Raw genomic sequence first — 14076 nt, forward strand, 5'->3', positions numbered from 1 at the left:
TGGATAGAAAATAAATCTGTCCCATTTTTCCCTGATTTATTTGTTTGACTGTGCAATGGTCAGAAAATAAATCCGTCCCCATTTTTTTGTTTTTCTCAACCTATGAAGTGCTTCCTGATGGGTCCAGACGTTTTATTACTACCATTCCGAAAGGCATGACTAAACAATGAGTAATCTGAATAGCTATCCTGACGCCAGTGAGTTGTTTGAGTTTTTTTGTACGGAACCATTGTTTTTTGACCGAGAGAAAGGACATTTCGCCTATGAAATCTCTGTGGGTTCAGAGGGCGTGTTGATTTTTTCTTTTTCCGTCGTTGAGGGATGGGTTCAGACCGTTTTAAAGTTTAAAGATAATGTGGTGACAAAGTTTCTTTCCGAAGGGATTAGTGAAGTATGGATTTCGACGGGTACTGATAATGCTCTTTGTGCGCGAGGAGGTTTTAACGGTTCAACGGTGGCGTTGCGTTTAAGGATCTATCCAGATCTTTGTATTGATTGGTCCATTCTTGAGGATTAAGGGCTAGAAGAGAAAAGGAGGCGGGATAAACAGGGGTAGTCCACGTTTTTCTTGAAGAACGAGGGATAATGGGTCAGATTTATTTGTTTGACTGTGCAATGCTGAGAAAATAAATCTGTCCCCTTTTTTTGTTTTTTTAGTTCAATAAATCCCTTTCAAGCTCACTCACGCCCGCAGACGTTGAGTAAAGCTTCTCCAGGTTCGCCACTTCGACGAGCTGCTGCGGCCCCAGTGCCTTCTCCTCATGGTCCAATTGCGACTGCATGTTTGGGCCGACGTCCTTGGGCAATGTTTGCTTGAGTGCCACTCGAATCAGAGCACACGCCTTGATTTCGCTTTTGGTGATGCCTCGGCCATTACCGAGATTAATGGCCAGTGAAATTTGAGAAAGAGCATGTCCCTGCATCGCCGCTTGCAAGTACCAATGGCTGGACAGACGATCATCCGCAGGGACGCCTTTCTGACCGGAGTAAAGCGAGCCCAACACAAATTGCGCCGTGGCTTGACGGTGTTCGGCGGCTCGGGTGTACCAACGCAGCGCTGCTGTTACATCTTTGGGCATTCCGACGCCGTTTAGTGCGAAAGAACCCAACATTTCCTCGGCGCGGCCGCTATTGAGTTCGGCGGCTCGCTTCAGCAGTTCAATGGCTTTTTGCTGGTCCGCGGGTACACCTTCGCCAAAATGGTAGAGCACCCCCAGCAGTGCCAGTCCATCCGGATGTCCTTGTGCGGCGGCCTTGCTGGCCCACTCGAATGCGCGAGATGCGCTTTGCTCGACCCCAGTGCCGGCACTGTAAAGCCAAGCCAGTTGATATTGTGAAGTGGCCATACCTTGGGCCGCAGCCATGGCTAACCAGTGGGCAGCTTTTGCCAAGTCACGGGGTTCGCCGTTGCCCCCCAGCGCGGAAATGCCTACATATTGTTGAGCCGGTGCATAGTCTTGTGCGGCTGATTTCATCAGCCATTGGCCGGCGTTGGCCGAATCGATCGCAACCCCTCTGCCGGAAAACAGCCTCATGGCCAATTCATATTGAGCAATGCGGTCGCCTTTCATCGCTGCGTAGCGGTACCAGTCGGCGGCCTTGACGGGGTCACTATTCTGATAAGCCGAAGCAATCAACGTTCCTATGCTGTAAGTACTTACGGCAAGGAACACAGGGAAACTGAGCAGGGCGATGGCAATGCTAGCCAACAGGATAAGGGTCAGGCGACGGTACATAGGTCTTCAACCAATAAGTCAGGGCGTGGATTATAAGGTTATCAAGGCATTGTGCAGGCTATCAGTGTGGCGGTAGGGATTGTTTCGATAATGCGTTAGTATCCGAACGACTTATTAAGGAACCCATACATAATGCGAGGCAGTGAATACGCCCAGCTTCGGGCCTTTGTCGCGGTGGTCGAGCACGGTAGTTTCGTGCGGGCGGCGGCTCATCTGGGGATGTCGGCGTCGGCGCTGAGCCAGACCATCCGCCAGCTGGAAGAGCGGTTGGACGTGCGCTTGCTCAACCGCACCACCCGCAGTGTGTCGCCGAGCGATGCCGGTGCGCGGCTGTTGTTGCGCCTGCAACCGGCGCTGAACGAGGTGGACGCGGCTCTGGCCGGGGTCACGCAAACGCCGGGTACGCCCAGCGGCCGACTGCGCATCAATGCACCACGGGTGGCGGCGATTCACTACCTGGCGCCGCTGATTGGTCCGTTCCTCAATACGTATCCCGGCGTGAGCCTCGACATCGTGACCGATGAGCGTCTGGTGGACATGGTGGCGGGCGGTTTTGATGTGGGTATTCGGCTTGGTGAAAGCCTCGACCAGGACATGATCGCCGTGGAGTTGAGCGGGCATCTGGAAATGATGGTCGTGGCCTCACCGGCCTACATCGAGCAATTCGGCACGCCGCATACGCCTCACGATTTGAGCGAGCATCAGTGCCTGTCTTATCGCTGGCCCACCGATGGCAGCCTTTATCGCTGGGAGTTCGAGCGTGCGGGCGAACGCCTCGCGATTTCGGTCAACGGTCCGCTGGTGGTCACCGAACCGGAGATGCTCACCCGTGTGGCGCTTGAGGGTGCTGGCATTGCGTACCTGTTCGAGCATCAGGTTCGGGAGCACATCAGCGCTGGCCGGTTGGTCCATCTGTTGCAGGACTGGACACCGGCCTTTCCCGGTTTTTACCTTTATTACCCGAGTCAGCGGCAGATGGCGCCGGCGCTGCGGGCGTTTCTGGATTTTGTGAAGAAGCCGATGCCACCGGATTCCTGATTCTTTGTAGGAGCGAGGCTGCCCGCGAAAGCGATTTCATGATCAACCGAGATGTTGAATGCTAAATCGCTTGCGCGAGCAATTGCACTCCAGGGCGCTATCCGCCATGGCAGCAACTGGCCGACGCCTTGTCGTCGTATTTGTCGTGGTGCTTCACCCACTCCATGATTTCTTCTTCATTGCGGCCCTTGGGCGTCAGGTCGAGGTAGTTGTAGGCGCCGACCAGCAGGTCCAGACCTCGTTCGTAGGTGGAGTAGGTGTGGAAGATGTCGCCGGCTTCGTTGCGATAAAAAACGCTTAGGCCGGGCATTTCTTCCTCGGTCCAGTCAGATTTTTCGTAGTTGTAGGTAGCCGTTCCGGCCGCGACGTCTTCAGCTCGGGCGGAGACGCCAAAGTCGTAGTTGAAATCGCAACCTTCTGACGACACCCATTCGAATTTCCAGCCCATGCGTCGCTTGAATTCCTGGAATTCGGCAAGTGGTGCGTGGGAAACCGCCACCACCGCTACGTCATGGTGGGCCAGGTGCTGGTTGGCGCCGTCGATGTGGTCGGACAGGAACGAGCAGCCGGTGCAGCCTGCGTCCCAGCCTTTGGCGAACATGAAGTGATAAATGATGAGTTGGCTGTGGTCGCCGAACAGGTCGGCCAGTTTCAGTTCGCCATTCGGGCCCTGAAAGCGATAGTCCTTGTTGATCTTCACCCAGGGCAGGGCGCGGCGTTCGGCGCTGAGTTTGTCGCGTTCTTTGGTGAAGGCTTTTTCGTGGGCCAGGTGTTGCTTGCGGGCGGCGAGCCATTCTTCTCGCGATACGACGGGATGATTCTGAATGTTCATCGGGTTTTCTCCTGCGGGATGCTGGGAGTTGGCTTACACAACCTAGTCGTTCGGCCTGTGGGAATTTCGACATGCCACCGATCAGCGCCGTTCAAAACCTCGGCTGAACGGCTACCCGCCGCGCCGGTCACAACCTATGAAGGCCATCACACACTCTGGCTTGGAGGTTGAACAGGATGACGACTTATAACTGGGATTTGATTGAGCGCTTGCTACACGAAGTGCAACACGGTGAAGGCAGCTACACGCCACGCGCCTATGCCGAGCAGTACGCGGCGGAGAAAGCCTCCGAGGGCGAGCAGACTGAAAACCTGGACCATCTGAAAGCGGTGGCCGGCGAGTACGAAAAATTACTGCTGGAACGCGGCTATATCGAGCCCCGGCCCGAAGAGCAGGGCGGCTCTGGTTCGAATTACATTCTGACGCCGCGAGGTTCGAGCCTGTTGAGCCTGATCGACAGCAGCATTCCGGGTACTGACCATCCGCGCCAAGTGCTGGATGAACAGGCGGATGCGCTGGATGAAGTGACGTTTGATGAGGTGGCATCGAAGGCGCAGATTGCTTAGATCGATAAAAGCATCGCGGGCAAGCCTTGCTCCTACAATTCACACGGACTGTAGGAGCAAGGCTTGCCCGCGATAAATCTCACTGTGCCGACGTTACCCCTGCTTCACCGCCTTCAAACACTTCAAATTGTTGAAATCATTCCTCACCCCATCAATCTTCTTCAACAACCGCTCGCGCTGAGCCGGTGTGCTCTCGGCCATCAGATCCACCAGCAACCCGCGAGCCTGGTCTTCGGTATTGGCGTAGGCCTGGCGGTAAGCCGGTGTCCATAAACTCTCGCGATTGACCAGAAGTGTCTCGATTCGTTGTGGGAATTCTGGACTCTGGCGTTGTGCGACGGCCGCGCTGAATTGCTTCTGCCAGTGCACGCGGTTGGCGATCCATTGCTGATTTTGATCGCCCAGGGCGTTCGACCAGGCCATCACCCGTTGCTGCTGGGTGGGGCTGAGGGGGCCGAGCCAGTCATTCAGGCGTTTGTCCATGCGCGCGCCACGGTCCTTGATTTGCTGGTCGAGGGACGGCTTGAGGTATTCCTCCTGGCGTTTGCGCTGGTCCTTGGCGAAGGCGTCGTTCATCTCCGCCACTTGTTGGTCATTCAAGTCCTGCAGCAACTCGATGGCCGACGGGGTGATTTCCCGGGCGGTCTGGGCGATGGCTTGTTTGGCTTCCTGGGTGCGGGCCTTGAGCGCGTCGTCGGTGACCTGGTTGGTCTCGACCATGGTCTGCAAGCGGTCCAGCCAATCAAGGTAACCCGGCAGCTGCGTGGTGCAGTGCCAGCTCAAGTGTTCCTTGAGGCGTTCGTTGAACCAGCCTTTTTGTTCGCCGTTCATGTCCAGGTAGTCGCTGAGCGTCCACGGGATGATCACGTCGAGGTTGCGGTAAGCCAGTCCCATGCGGCTGCACGCGCCGAGGGCCAGGGTGATGGTGAGGAGGAGGGCAACGCGTTTGAACCAGCGCGACATGGGCGAATCCTTGCGAAGGCCTGGCTTCTTCAATGTGATTGTCTATGTGAACGCAAGATAAGCCCGGCAGTTCAAGCCAATCAATAGAAGGCGCGTTCGGCCTTGAGCGTTACCAACCCGTCGCACTGGCTGTTGTGCCCGGAGTAGGCGGAGCAGTCGCTGCCGCTGAGGTTGGAGTCGCTGTAGATCAGGTCCAGGTCGACGCCCATGAACGCTCGGGACAGTTGCAGTGACCAGTCGGTGAAACTGCCGACCATGCCGCCATCTACGGAAACCGGCGCGTTGAGCTGGTGGGTGGTGTACTTCATGCTGATCCCGATGCCGAACGGCTGATTGCCACCGAGGTCCGCGAACACCGTGCTGTTCTGTTTGTCCGGGTCGTTGCTGAAGGCGGCGCCGAAACGGCTGCCGAGAAAGGTCAAGCCACCGAACAGCTCCTGGCTGTCGAGGGTGTCCACTTTCGGATAGCTGTAATGGATCATGCCGACTTCGTAGCCGAGGGTACGGTCGAAAGGATGTTTAAAACCCATGTAGGAATCGATTTCGAGGTTGCTGCCCGGGTTTAGGCCGGCGCTCGGTGACCATTGGCCCACGTAGAAACCGCTGCCGTGGCTCAAGTCGAGGCCGCCGTGGAATGAGCCGGTGCTGGCGGGCTTGACCAGCCCCTGGGCCATGCTGCGGCTGGGCGTGGTGCCGAGCTTGAGGTCGAAGTCGCCCAATTCGCGCTGGAAGATTTGCGCGTGGGCGATCGAGCACGACAAGAGCAGGCTGCCGAGCAATAAGTAGGAGAATTTGAGCATGCGTCACTCCATGACAGCGAGGAAGCAGTGACCGAAAGTCTGCTGAAACGCTTAATCTAGACGGGTGCAAGCATACCGGCGAATGCTCGGCATTGAAGGCCGTTCGTCGATTTCTGAAATATTGATGGGTTTTGCGGGGTGTGGCGGGAGGGTTCCAGTCCAAGCGCTTCGAAGCTCAAAGCGCTTACGGACCAGTTAAAGCAGGGTGTTACTTCTTGCCGAGCGTGATTTGCTTCGACGGGCCGAATGTCTGGCCGCTGACGCCTTTGGCAATTTGCTGGATCTCGCCACCGGACTTGAGGAACGCAGCGATCTGGTTGTTGATCGATTCGCTGGTTTCAACGGCTGGAGCTGGCTTTGCTTTGCTGTTGGATGCTTTTACACGCATGGCGGCCATTAACCTGTAGAAAATTAACTTGGCCAGGCATCGTACAGGAAATACTTGACAATTGCTTGGCAAATATCCCCCTGAAATAACCGAGGCCATCACTCGATTATTCACAAGTTATTGATCGAAATACCCGGCTAAGCTGCTGTTTTAAATAAAGATGGGGCAATAAAAAACCTGTTTGGCCGCAACGAATGCTGGCCAGGGCTGGCGGATCGGTCAGACGAGCGGTGAGAAACCTGTCGGCAAGCCCAGGAAAATTAAGGCTCCCGGAGGATTTTCTCGCGCCACCGGGCCGGCCGGCGAACGCGGCCCGCAAAACCGGGTAGAATGCCGCCCACGCAATGAGGGTATTGGAAATGGCTTTAGTCGGGCGCTACAACAGTTTGCAAGTGGTTAAACACACTAACTTCGGTTTATATCTGGACGGTGGCGCGGATGGCGAAATCCTTCTGCCCAATCGTTATATCCCCAAAGATATTCCCAGCGAAGATGAAGATTGGCTCAACGTTTTTGTTTATCTGGACAGCGATGACAAACTCATCGCAACTACCGAAACACCGAAAGTTCAGGTCGGTGAATTCGCCAGTTTGAAAGTCGTTGAAGTCAACAGCATCGGCGTGTTCCTGGATTGGGGTCTGCCGAAGGACCTGTTGCTGCCGTACTCCGAAGAAAAACGCCAGATGACCGCCGGCGAGTATGTGGTGGTGCATGTCTACCTCGACAAGCACACCCGCCGCATCACCGCGACTGCGCGTCTGGACCGTTACCTGGACAAGACCCCGGCCAACTACACCCCGGGCCAGGAAGTTGATTTGCTGGTGGCCGAAGCGACCGACATGGGCTTCAAGGCGATCATCAACAACAAGCATTGGGGCTTGATCCACAAGAACGAAATCTTCAAGTTCATGCGCGCCGGTAAAGAAGAGAAGGGCTTTATCAAGGAAGTCCGTACCGACGGCAAGATCAGCCTGAGCCTGCAACCGGTCGGCGAAGAAGCCGCCACCAGTCTGAACTCGAAGATCCTCGCCAAGTTGCGTGATAACAACGGCACCCTGCCGATCAGCGACAAGAGCGATCCGACCCTGATCAGCAGCATGTTCGGCGTCAGCAAAGGCAACTTCAAGAAGGCTATCGGCGCGTTGTACAAGAACGGCCAGATCGTCATTCATGCTGATCGCATTGAACTAAGCTGACCACGCGCCGGCCCCATGTAGGTCGATGACATGGGGTTGGACTGCGATGAAAAAAGTTCTGTTTGCCTACGCCGGCACCTTGCTGGCGTTTCTCCTGCTCGACGGCCTCTGGCTCGGCGTGTTGATGGCGCCGACTTACCGCACGCTGCTCGGCCCCCTGATGCTCGACCAACCGCTGCTGGCCCCGGCAGCGGTGTTCTATCTCCTTTATGTCTTCGGTTGTGTGGTGTTCGTGGTGTTGCCGGCCCTGAGCTGGCAGCGGGCCGCGCGCCTGGGGGCGTTGTTGGGGCTGGTGGCTTATGGCACTTATGACTTGAGCGACTGGGCGACGTTGAAGGGATGGTCGGCGGGGTTGGCGGTGATGGATATGGCGTGGGGGACTTTTGCCACAGGTGTGGCGTGTACCGCTGGTTACTGGGTGGCGCACAAGCTGACGAAGGTCAAAGCCTAGCAACCGGCAGCGTTGATGACGCAATCGGGAATCTGAAGGTCCACTTCAGGCGGCATTTCCTGGCCATCTGGTTAATAATCGACGGCATGATTTTTCGCCCCAGCCTTGTGCTGGGGCTTTGCTTTTACTGTCGAGTTCCTGCCATGGATTGTGTTGTCGAGGTGTTCCGGTGAGCGCCACCCGGCGTAGCGCCGATGGGTTTGCCCTGCAAGTGATGCTCGGGTTGTGCCTGATCTGGGGCGTGCAACAAGTGATGATCAAGTGGGCGGCGCCGGACATTGCGCCGGTCATGCAAGCCGCCGGGCGGTCGGGTATTTCTGCGTTGCTTGTAGGGCTTCTCATCTGCTGGAAGGGCGGTTGGGATCAGGTGAGCCATACGTGGCGCGGTGGACTACTGACCGGTGCGCTGTTTGGCCTGGAGTTCTTCTTCATTTCCGAAGGTTTGCAACTGACCACGGCGGCGCACATGTCGGTGTTTCTCTACACCGCGCCGATCTTTACCGCATTGGGTGTGCATTGGCTGTTGCCCAGCGAGCGCTTGAGGCCGGTGCAATGGTTGGGGATTTTTCTAGCATTTGTCGGGATCTCCATCGCGTTTGCCGGCGGTGTGTCGTGGGATAACCTCGACCATCGCATGTTGATGGGCGATGCATTGGGCGTGCTGGCCGGCGCTTCGTGGGGCGCGACCACGGTGGTGGTGCGAGCCTCGCGCCTGTCGGAAGCGCCGGTAACCCTGACCCTGTTCTATCAACTGATCGTCGGTTTCGTCGGCCTGTTGCTGATTGCAGTGCTCAGCGGCCAGGTCACCCACGTCAGCCTGACCACCGTGGCGGTGGCCAGCGTGTTGTTTCAGGGGTTGGTGGTGTCGTTCTTCAGTTACCTGACCTGGTTCTGGTTGTTGCGCCGTTATCTGGCGGCGAACCTGGCGGTGTTCTCGTTCATGACGCCGCTGTTCGGCGTTACCTTCGGCGTGGTGCTGCTGGGTGAAGATCTGAGCCTCAACTTCGTGATCGGCGCAGTGCTGGTGTTGCTTGGCATTACGTTTGTCAGCGCTGAGCAGTGGGTGCGCCGTCGTTTGCGCAAAGCCCTCGGCCAGCAGTGAGCGGGCGCAGGAGCAAACCGCCGGCGATCAGCAAACCGCTGCCGGCGAATATCAGCGCAGGCTGCAAACCACCGCTGAAATGGCTGCTCAATGCGGCCAGCAACGGCCCGGCGAGCTGACCCACGGCAAAGCATGCGGTCAACAGCCCGGCGTTGCGCTGGGTGGCGTGGGGCGCCAGTTCCTGGGAGCGTTGCATCACCAATTGCATGCAGGCCAGGAACGGCGTGCCGCAGAGGATCACGCCCAACGCCAGGCCCGGGCCGCTGCCCAGCAAGCAGGCGAAGACCCCGGCGGCTTGCAGCCATAACGTGGCGATCAGCCAATGGCGCGTGGCGTTCGGCGTGTGTCGACGTAAACTCACCAGCAACACCCCAAGCGCTGCCGCGAGGCCGAAGCATGGCCAGAACAGATCCGCCATCCATTGCCCGTGGAACTGCGCGTTGGCCATTTGCGAGAGGAACGTGGCGGGGATGATGTAGCCCAGGCCGTACAAGCCGTAGATCAACCCTAAGCGGCCGATGCCCTGATTGCCTGAAGTCGTAACAGGTGGTGCCGAGACGGCGGCAGTCGGTTGCGGCAGGAAGGGCAGGATCGCCAGCAGCATCACCAATGCGACGGCGGCATATATCAGCCACAAAGTTGCCGAAGTCTGCCCTAACAGGTGTGAGACCAGAGCCAGCATCCCTGTCAGAAAAATTCCCAACCCCGGTCCGGCAAACACCAGCGCGCCAAGCCGTGGACGACCGGCGGCCGCAGCCAATGGCTGGCTCAACGCAGTAATCATGACCAACACCCAGGCGCTGGCTACGCCGGTGCCGAAGCGCAGCAGCAGATGCGACCAGAAGCCGTTGGCCCAGAACGAAGCCAGGGTCAGCAATACGCAGAGCCACAGGCCACCCAACAGGCGCAGGCGCACATGGTGATGGCGGCGGGCGAACATCGCGTCCACCGCGCCGACGAAGTAGCCAAGGTAGTTGGCCGCCGCAATCAGACCAGCGGCCGTCAGGTCAATCTGACCTTCACTGAGCAAGTGTGGAAGTTGCGGCGTCAGGGCGAAACGCCCGATACCCATGGCCATCATCAGGGCGATGAAACTGGCGGTTAAGCGAATCAGCGGGGACATGGTCCGGATTCCTGCAGAGGTTCAATGACCGTCAGGCTAGGACTGATTGACTTTCGTTAAAAATGAATAATAGTGAGCAACTTGTTCTGAATTGGAGAAGGTTGTGGAATTCAGCCAACTGCGGATTTTCCAGGCCGTCGCGCAAGAGGGCTCCATCACTCGCGCGGCCGAACGCCTGCACCGGGTACCGTCGAACCTGTCGACCCGGCTTAAACAGCTGGAAGAGCAACTCGGTGTCGAACTGTTCCTGCGCGAGCGTCAGCGTTTGCAGTTGTCGCCTGCGGGAAAAGTCCTGCTGGACTACACCGCCAAACTGTTTGCCCTGCACGACGAAGCCAGTGCGGCGGTGCAGGGCGGGCAACCGGCCGGCGACTTCGTGCTCGGCACCATGTACAGCACCGCTGCCATCCATCTTCCGGGGCTGTTGGCGAACTATCACCGCACCTATCCGGCGGTGAACCTGCAAGTGCAGTCTGGCCCCAGCGGCGAATTGCTTGAAGGTCTGCTCACCGGGCGCCTCGACGCGGCGCTGGTGGACGGTCCGCTGCAACTGGCGGGGCTCGATGGCGTGCCGCTGTGCGACGAACGGCTGGTGCTGATCAGCGAGGCCGGTCACCCGCCGATCCTCAGCGCGATGGATGTGCAAGGGCGCTCGGTGTTCACCTTTCGTCAGGGCTGTTCCTACCGGATGCGCCTGGAAGCCTGGTTTGCGCATTACCACGCGGCGATGGGCCGGGCGATAGAAATCGAGTCTTATCCGGGAATGCTCGCCTGTGTGATCGCAGGCTCAGGCGTGGCGCTGATGTCGGAGTCGATGCTCGCCAGTCTGCCGGGCCGTGAAAGCGTGGCGGTGCACCCGCTGGCCGAGCCATTTGCCAGCGCCACGACGTGGCTGATGTGGCGCAAAGGCATGCTCGGGGCGAATTTGAACGCGTGGCTGGAGCAGCAGCAATTGGCCTTTCCAACGGCGCCGAGTCAGGCGCTGGCGACGGCTTGAACTTTCGGTCAGCTATTTGGATCAATTCAGTAACAGATCATTGCGATCTTGGGCGAGCATTGCTTGGCACTTCGGACTACTATCAGTGCGAAGTGGCTACAGAATTGCGCCACTCGGCACTACCCTGAAGGGGGCACCATGAAAGAGAAAATCCAAAACTGGCTGCACGACCTGGGTGTCGCACTCGGTTTGATCGAACCGCCTCTGCAACCTGTGCCAATCCGCACTGACGACGAACAACGTCGACGCCAGCCGCGCCGCCGGTAAGCTGCATGCAGTGCCTGTGGCGAGCGGGCTTGCTGTGGTGAGGGGGCAAGCCCCTCGCCACAAAAGCCTCCCTGCCATAGATATCGGTGTGTTTGGCAGCCATTCTCAATCCCGTCCAATCCTCACTAAAAACCGACTCAAATCTTCCGCCGTCCTGGCGTCCTTGAGCATCCGGTCTTCCTCCGCCGTAAACGCTGTCAGCCCCAGCTCATCCTCCAGATGAAAGATCAGCTCTTCGATATCCTCTTTATCCAGCCCCAACTGCGCCAGGCTGGCGTTGTCATCGAAGTCATCCCGGCCTTCCAGCAGGCGGCTGATAAAGCGGTGCACGGCGGCACGAACGGCGGCTCTTTTCATGGTCGTTCTTCGAGGGCGTTATTGTTGTTGTCCCTGGGCTGAGTACAGCAGGCTTCAGCCGTGGCAGCGCTGCCACTCGTCAATCATCGTGCGCAGATGCTCTCCGGAAAAACTGCCGAAATGCCCGCCATGCACCGTGCGAATCGGTAGCGCGCGCAAGCGTTGCAGGCTGTGGGCATAGTCGTCGAGGTTGGAATGGTAGGCGTCTTCGATCAGCGGCCCGTCGTAGATGATGTCGCCGCTGAACAGGGTTTCGGTCGCCGCTTCATACAGGCTGATGCCGCCCGGCGAATGCCCCGGTGTGTGCAGCACTTGCAACACGCGGTCACCCAGATCCAGCACGTCACCCTCCTCAATGAAACCCGTGGCCGGCGCGGCTTTGACCCGGTATTCGGCATAGCACAGCGGGCAGTCCGGGTGCGCCTCGAACATCTCGTCACCGACAAACGCCGTGCTCAAGGTGTTCTCGCCGTCGGGCGACGCGAGAATCTGCGCTTCAGCCGGGTGCACCAGGCGTTCAGCGAATTCGTGATGCCCGGCAATGTGGTCGAAATGGCAATGACTCGCCACTGCCACCAACGGCCGCTCGGTAATCCATGGCAGTTGCTCGCGCAGGCTCACCAGCCCCGAGCCGCTGTCCAGCAGCAAGTCCTTGTCGCGGCCCTGGATGTGCCAGAGGTTGCAGCGGTAGAAGGGGCGGATGTACGGCTCGTGAATCAGGCGAATGCCGTCGGACAAGGTTTTCACTTCAAACCACTGGTCACGAGAAACAATCTTCATAAGCAGTTTCCTTCAGACGAAAAAAAACGGGTGTGGCAACCGACGCCACACCCGTCGAAGAAAGCATCAGTTCTTTATAGAAGCTTAGGCCGCGCTAGCCAAAACGGCCGGGCGACGGGACAGCAGGCTGACCAATACAAAGCTCACCAAACCTACGCCGAGGCTGTAATAGATCGGTGTGTTCGCATCCAGACCATCCTTGAACATGAACACCAGCGCCGTGGCGAAGCCCATGCCCATGCTGGCGATGGCGCCGGCAGTGGTGGCGCGTTTCCAGAAGATCGCGCCCATCAGCGGGATCAGCATGCCGCCCACCAACAGGTTGTAGGCCAGGGTCAGGGCGCTGATCACGTCATTCACGATCAGGGCAATGCCGAGCACGACAACGCCGGTCATCAGGGTGAACAGACGGTTGATGCGCAGGCTCGACTGTTTACCGCCACGCAGTTTCGGCAGCAGGTCTTCGGTCAGGGTGGTGGCGGCGGCGAGCAGGCCGGCGCTGGCAGTGGACATCATGGCGGCCAGTGCCGCGGCGATCACCAGGCCACGGATACCGTCCGGCAGGGACAGCTTAACGATGGCAGCGAAGGCGTTGTTGACGTTGTCCAGGTCCGGAATCAGCACATGAGCGGCCATGCCGATCAGGGCACAAGCCAGGCCGTAGAGGATGCAGTAGAAACCGGCAAAGGTACCGGCGTACTGCGCGACTTTGGCCGACTTGACGGTGAACACCCGCTGCCAGATGTCCTGGCCAATCAGGATCCCGAAGAAGTAGATCATGAAGTAGGTAATGATCGTGTCCCAACCGATGGTGGTGAAGCTGAAGGCAGTCGCCGGCAGTTTCAGCACCAACTCATCCCAGCCGCCAACGCGATACAGGCAGATCGGCAACAGGATGAACATCAGGCCCACAGTCTTGATCACGAACTGGACGATGTCGGTCAGGGTTAACGACCACATGCCGCCGATCGCCGAGTAGATCACCACCACGCCACCGCCGAGCAGTACCGAAATCCAGAACGGCAGGCCGAACAGCACTTGCAGCACGGTGCCGATCGCCAGGATCGAGGTCACGCCGATCATCAGCGCATACGCCAGCATGATCACCGCGCTCGCCGAGCGGGCCATCGGGTTGTAGCGTTTTTCCAGGACCTGGGTAACGGTGTAGATCTTCAGTTTCAGCAGCGGTTTGGCGAGGAACAGGTTCAGCGCCACGATCCCGCAACCGAGGGCCGCGCACAGCCAGAAACCGGAGATGCCATGGACGTAGCCCAGGCGCACGGTGCCGACGGTGGATGCGCCGCCCAGAACGGTGGCGGCCATGGTGCCCATGTACAGGCTCGGGCCGAGGTTGCGACCGGCGACCAAAAAGTCTTCGTTGGTCTTGGCTTTGCGCATGCCGTAATAGCCGAGTATCAGCATCGCGGCGGCGTAGATGAGTACGACGAATAAATCCAGGGCCATGATGGCGTGTCTCCGA

At 58.2% G+C, this 14076-nt stretch carries 17 protein-coding genes; 8 read left to right on the plus strand and 9 right to left on the minus strand.

From position 1 onward, the window contains the following. Positions 1 to 166 precede the first annotated feature (166 nt). On the plus strand, positions 167 to 517 hold the full coding sequence (locus tag ACY4LX_RS08970; RefSeq protein WP_463259711.1) for a hypothetical protein: 351 nt from the start codon (positions 167 to 169) through the stop codon (positions 515 to 517). Positions 518 to 653: 136 nt separating this feature from the next. Here the strand turns inward: ACY4LX_RS08970 and ACY4LX_RS08975 are convergent, their stop codons facing one another. Next, positions 654 to 1736: a tetratricopeptide repeat protein gene (locus tag ACY4LX_RS08975; protein ID WP_463259712.1), complete on the minus strand. Its 1083-nt coding sequence runs from the start codon at positions 1734 to 1736 to the stop codon at positions 654 to 656. Positions 1737 to 1868: 132 nt separating this feature from the next. Between ACY4LX_RS08975 and ACY4LX_RS08980 the strand changes: the two genes are divergently transcribed. Then, entirely contained in the window at positions 1869 to 2774 is a 906-nt protein-coding gene (locus ACY4LX_RS08980) for a LysR family transcriptional regulator (protein ID WP_149657100.1), read from the plus strand. A 97-nt stretch (positions 2775 to 2871) separates the two neighbouring features. Here ACY4LX_RS08980 and ACY4LX_RS08985 read toward each other — a convergent pair whose 3' ends face one another. Next, the gene (locus ACY4LX_RS08985; protein WP_463259713.1) at positions 2872 to 3606 is read right to left on the minus strand and encodes a DUF899 domain-containing protein; all 735 of its coding nucleotides are present in this window, start codon (positions 3604 to 3606) and stop codon (positions 2872 to 2874) included. A 176-nt stretch (positions 3607 to 3782) separates the two neighbouring features. Between ACY4LX_RS08985 and ACY4LX_RS08990 the strand changes: the two genes are divergently transcribed. After that, positions 3783 to 4172: a transcriptional regulator gene (locus ACY4LX_RS08990; protein WP_463259714.1), complete on the plus strand. Its 390-nt coding sequence runs from the start codon at positions 3783 to 3785 to the stop codon at positions 4170 to 4172. 93 nt (positions 4173 to 4265) lie between these two features. On the opposite strand, the gene ACY4LX_RS08995 is transcribed toward ACY4LX_RS08990, so the two are convergent. The 3 genes from ACY4LX_RS08995 to ACY4LX_RS09005 all read right to left on the minus strand — a co-directional run bounded on the left by ACY4LX_RS08995 (position 4266) and on the right by ACY4LX_RS09005 (position 6332). After that, complete coding sequence (locus ACY4LX_RS08995) at positions 4266 to 5135, minus strand: DUF6279 family lipoprotein (protein ID WP_463259715.1); 870 nt, start codon at positions 5133 to 5135, stop codon at positions 4266 to 4268. A gap of 80 nt (positions 5136 to 5215) precedes the next feature. Next, entirely contained in the window at positions 5216 to 5935 is a 720-nt protein-coding gene (locus ACY4LX_RS09000) for a TorF family putative porin (RefSeq protein WP_463259716.1), read from the minus strand. 208 nt (positions 5936 to 6143) lie between these two features. Further along, entirely contained in the window at positions 6144 to 6332 is a 189-nt protein-coding gene (locus ACY4LX_RS09005; protein ID WP_017337097.1) for a hypothetical protein, read from the minus strand. A 350-nt stretch (positions 6333 to 6682) separates the two neighbouring features. Here ACY4LX_RS09005 and ACY4LX_RS09010 point away from each other — a divergent pair, with 350 nt between their 5' ends. From ACY4LX_RS09010 to ACY4LX_RS09020, 3 genes are all read left to right on the plus strand, one after another. Further along, positions 6683 to 7519 (plus strand): CvfB family protein, encoded by an 837-nt coding sequence (locus ACY4LX_RS09010; RefSeq protein ID WP_054049140.1) that lies wholly within the window; start codon positions 6683 to 6685, stop codon positions 7517 to 7519. Between the two features lie 46 nt (positions 7520 to 7565). Beyond that, positions 7566 to 7970 (plus strand): DUF2177 family protein, encoded by a 405-nt coding sequence (locus ACY4LX_RS09015; protein ID WP_463259717.1) that lies wholly within the window; start codon positions 7566 to 7568, stop codon positions 7968 to 7970. Between the two features lie 169 nt (positions 7971 to 8139). Beyond that, positions 8140 to 9072, plus strand: a complete 933-nt coding sequence (locus tag ACY4LX_RS09020) for a DMT family transporter (protein WP_463259718.1) — start codon at positions 8140 to 8142, stop codon at positions 9070 to 9072. Here ACY4LX_RS09020 and ACY4LX_RS09025 read toward each other — a convergent pair. After that, positions 9017 to 10195: an MFS transporter gene (locus ACY4LX_RS09025; protein WP_463259719.1), complete on the minus strand. Its 1179-nt coding sequence runs from the start codon at positions 10193 to 10195 to the stop codon at positions 9017 to 9019. The genes ACY4LX_RS09020 and ACY4LX_RS09025 overlap by 56 nt on opposite strands. Before the next feature lie 103 nt (positions 10196 to 10298). Between ACY4LX_RS09025 and ptrR the strand changes: the two genes are divergently transcribed. Together ptrR and ACY4LX_RS09035 are read left to right on the plus strand one after the other, a co-directional pair. Next, positions 10299 to 11192, plus strand: coding sequence for a putrescine utilization regulator PtrR (gene ptrR, locus ACY4LX_RS09030; RefSeq protein WP_463259720.1), 894 nt, complete (start codon positions 10299 to 10301; stop codon positions 11190 to 11192). A 138-nt stretch (positions 11193 to 11330) separates the two neighbouring features. Further along, a complete protein-coding gene (locus ACY4LX_RS09035) occupies positions 11331 to 11459 on the plus strand; it encodes a PA1414 family protein (RefSeq protein ID WP_003184145.1) in 129 nt (42 codons plus the stop codon). Positions 11460 to 11564: 105 nt separating this feature from the next. Here ACY4LX_RS09035 and ACY4LX_RS09040 read toward each other — a convergent pair whose 3' ends face one another. The 3 genes from ACY4LX_RS09040 to ACY4LX_RS09050 form a co-directional block, all read right to left on the minus strand. Then, positions 11565 to 11816: an acyl carrier protein gene (locus tag ACY4LX_RS09040; RefSeq protein WP_149657091.1), complete on the minus strand. Its 252-nt coding sequence runs from the start codon at positions 11814 to 11816 to the stop codon at positions 11565 to 11567. 54 nt (positions 11817 to 11870) lie between these two features. Continuing rightward, a complete protein-coding gene (locus ACY4LX_RS09045; RefSeq protein WP_463259721.1) occupies positions 11871 to 12596 on the minus strand; it encodes an MBL fold metallo-hydrolase in 726 nt (241 codons plus the stop codon). Positions 12597 to 12680: 84 nt separating this feature from the next. Beyond that, complete coding sequence (locus tag ACY4LX_RS09050; RefSeq protein ID WP_149657089.1) at positions 12681 to 14060, minus strand: sodium:solute symporter family protein; 1380 nt, start codon at positions 14058 to 14060, stop codon at positions 12681 to 12683. Positions 14061 to 14076 lie beyond the last annotated feature (16 nt).

The organism is Pseudomonas sp. Emmai (genome assembly GCF_055179735.1).

What these genes read in the sequence shown, in the direction of transcription:
- ACY4LX_RS08970 (WP_463259711.1), top strand. Translation starts at nt 167, where the DNA reads ATGAGTAATCTGAATAGCTATCCTGACGCCAGTGAGTTGTTTGAGTTT.
- ACY4LX_RS08975 (WP_463259712.1), bottom strand. Translation starts at nt 1,736, where the DNA reads ATGTACCGTCGCCTGACCCTTATCCTGTTGGCTAGCATTGCCATCGCC.
- ACY4LX_RS08980 (WP_149657100.1), top strand. Translation starts at nt 1,869, where the DNA reads ATGCGAGGCAGTGAATACGCCCAGCTTCGGGCCTTTGTCGCGGTGGTC.
- ACY4LX_RS08985 (WP_463259713.1), bottom strand. Translation starts at nt 3,606, where the DNA reads ATGAACATTCAGAATCATCCCGTCGTATCGCGAGAAGAATGGCTCGCC.
- ACY4LX_RS08990 (WP_463259714.1), top strand. Translation starts at nt 3,783, where the DNA reads ATGACGACTTATAACTGGGATTTGATTGAGCGCTTGCTACACGAAGTG.
- ACY4LX_RS08995 (WP_463259715.1), bottom strand. Translation starts at nt 5,135, where the DNA reads ATGTCGCGCTGGTTCAAACGCGTTGCCCTCCTCCTCACCATCACCCTG.
- ACY4LX_RS09000 (WP_463259716.1), bottom strand. Translation starts at nt 5,935, where the DNA reads ATGCTCAAATTCTCCTACTTATTGCTCGGCAGCCTGCTCTTGTCGTGC.
- ACY4LX_RS09005 (WP_017337097.1), bottom strand. Translation starts at nt 6,332, where the DNA reads ATGGCCGCCATGCGTGTAAAAGCATCCAACAGCAAAGCAAAGCCAGCT.
- ACY4LX_RS09010 (WP_054049140.1), top strand. Translation starts at nt 6,683, where the DNA reads ATGGCTTTAGTCGGGCGCTACAACAGTTTGCAAGTGGTTAAACACACT.
- ACY4LX_RS09015 (WP_463259717.1), top strand. Translation starts at nt 7,566, where the DNA reads ATGAAAAAAGTTCTGTTTGCCTACGCCGGCACCTTGCTGGCGTTTCTC.
- ACY4LX_RS09025 (WP_463259719.1), bottom strand. Translation starts at nt 10,195, where the DNA reads ATGTCCCCGCTGATTCGCTTAACCGCCAGTTTCATCGCCCTGATGATG.
- ACY4LX_RS09035 (WP_003184145.1), top strand. Translation starts at nt 11,331, where the DNA reads ATGAAAGAGAAAATCCAAAACTGGCTGCACGACCTGGGTGTCGCACTC.
- ACY4LX_RS09040 (WP_149657091.1), bottom strand. Translation starts at nt 11,816, where the DNA reads ATGAAAAGAGCCGCCGTTCGTGCCGCCGTGCACCGCTTTATCAGCCGC.
- ACY4LX_RS09045 (WP_463259721.1), bottom strand. Translation starts at nt 12,596, where the DNA reads ATGAAGATTGTTTCTCGTGACCAGTGGTTTGAAGTGAAAACCTTGTCC.
- ACY4LX_RS09050 (WP_149657089.1), bottom strand. Translation starts at nt 14,060, where the DNA reads ATGGCCCTGGATTTATTCGTCGTACTCATCTACGCCGCCGCGATGCTG.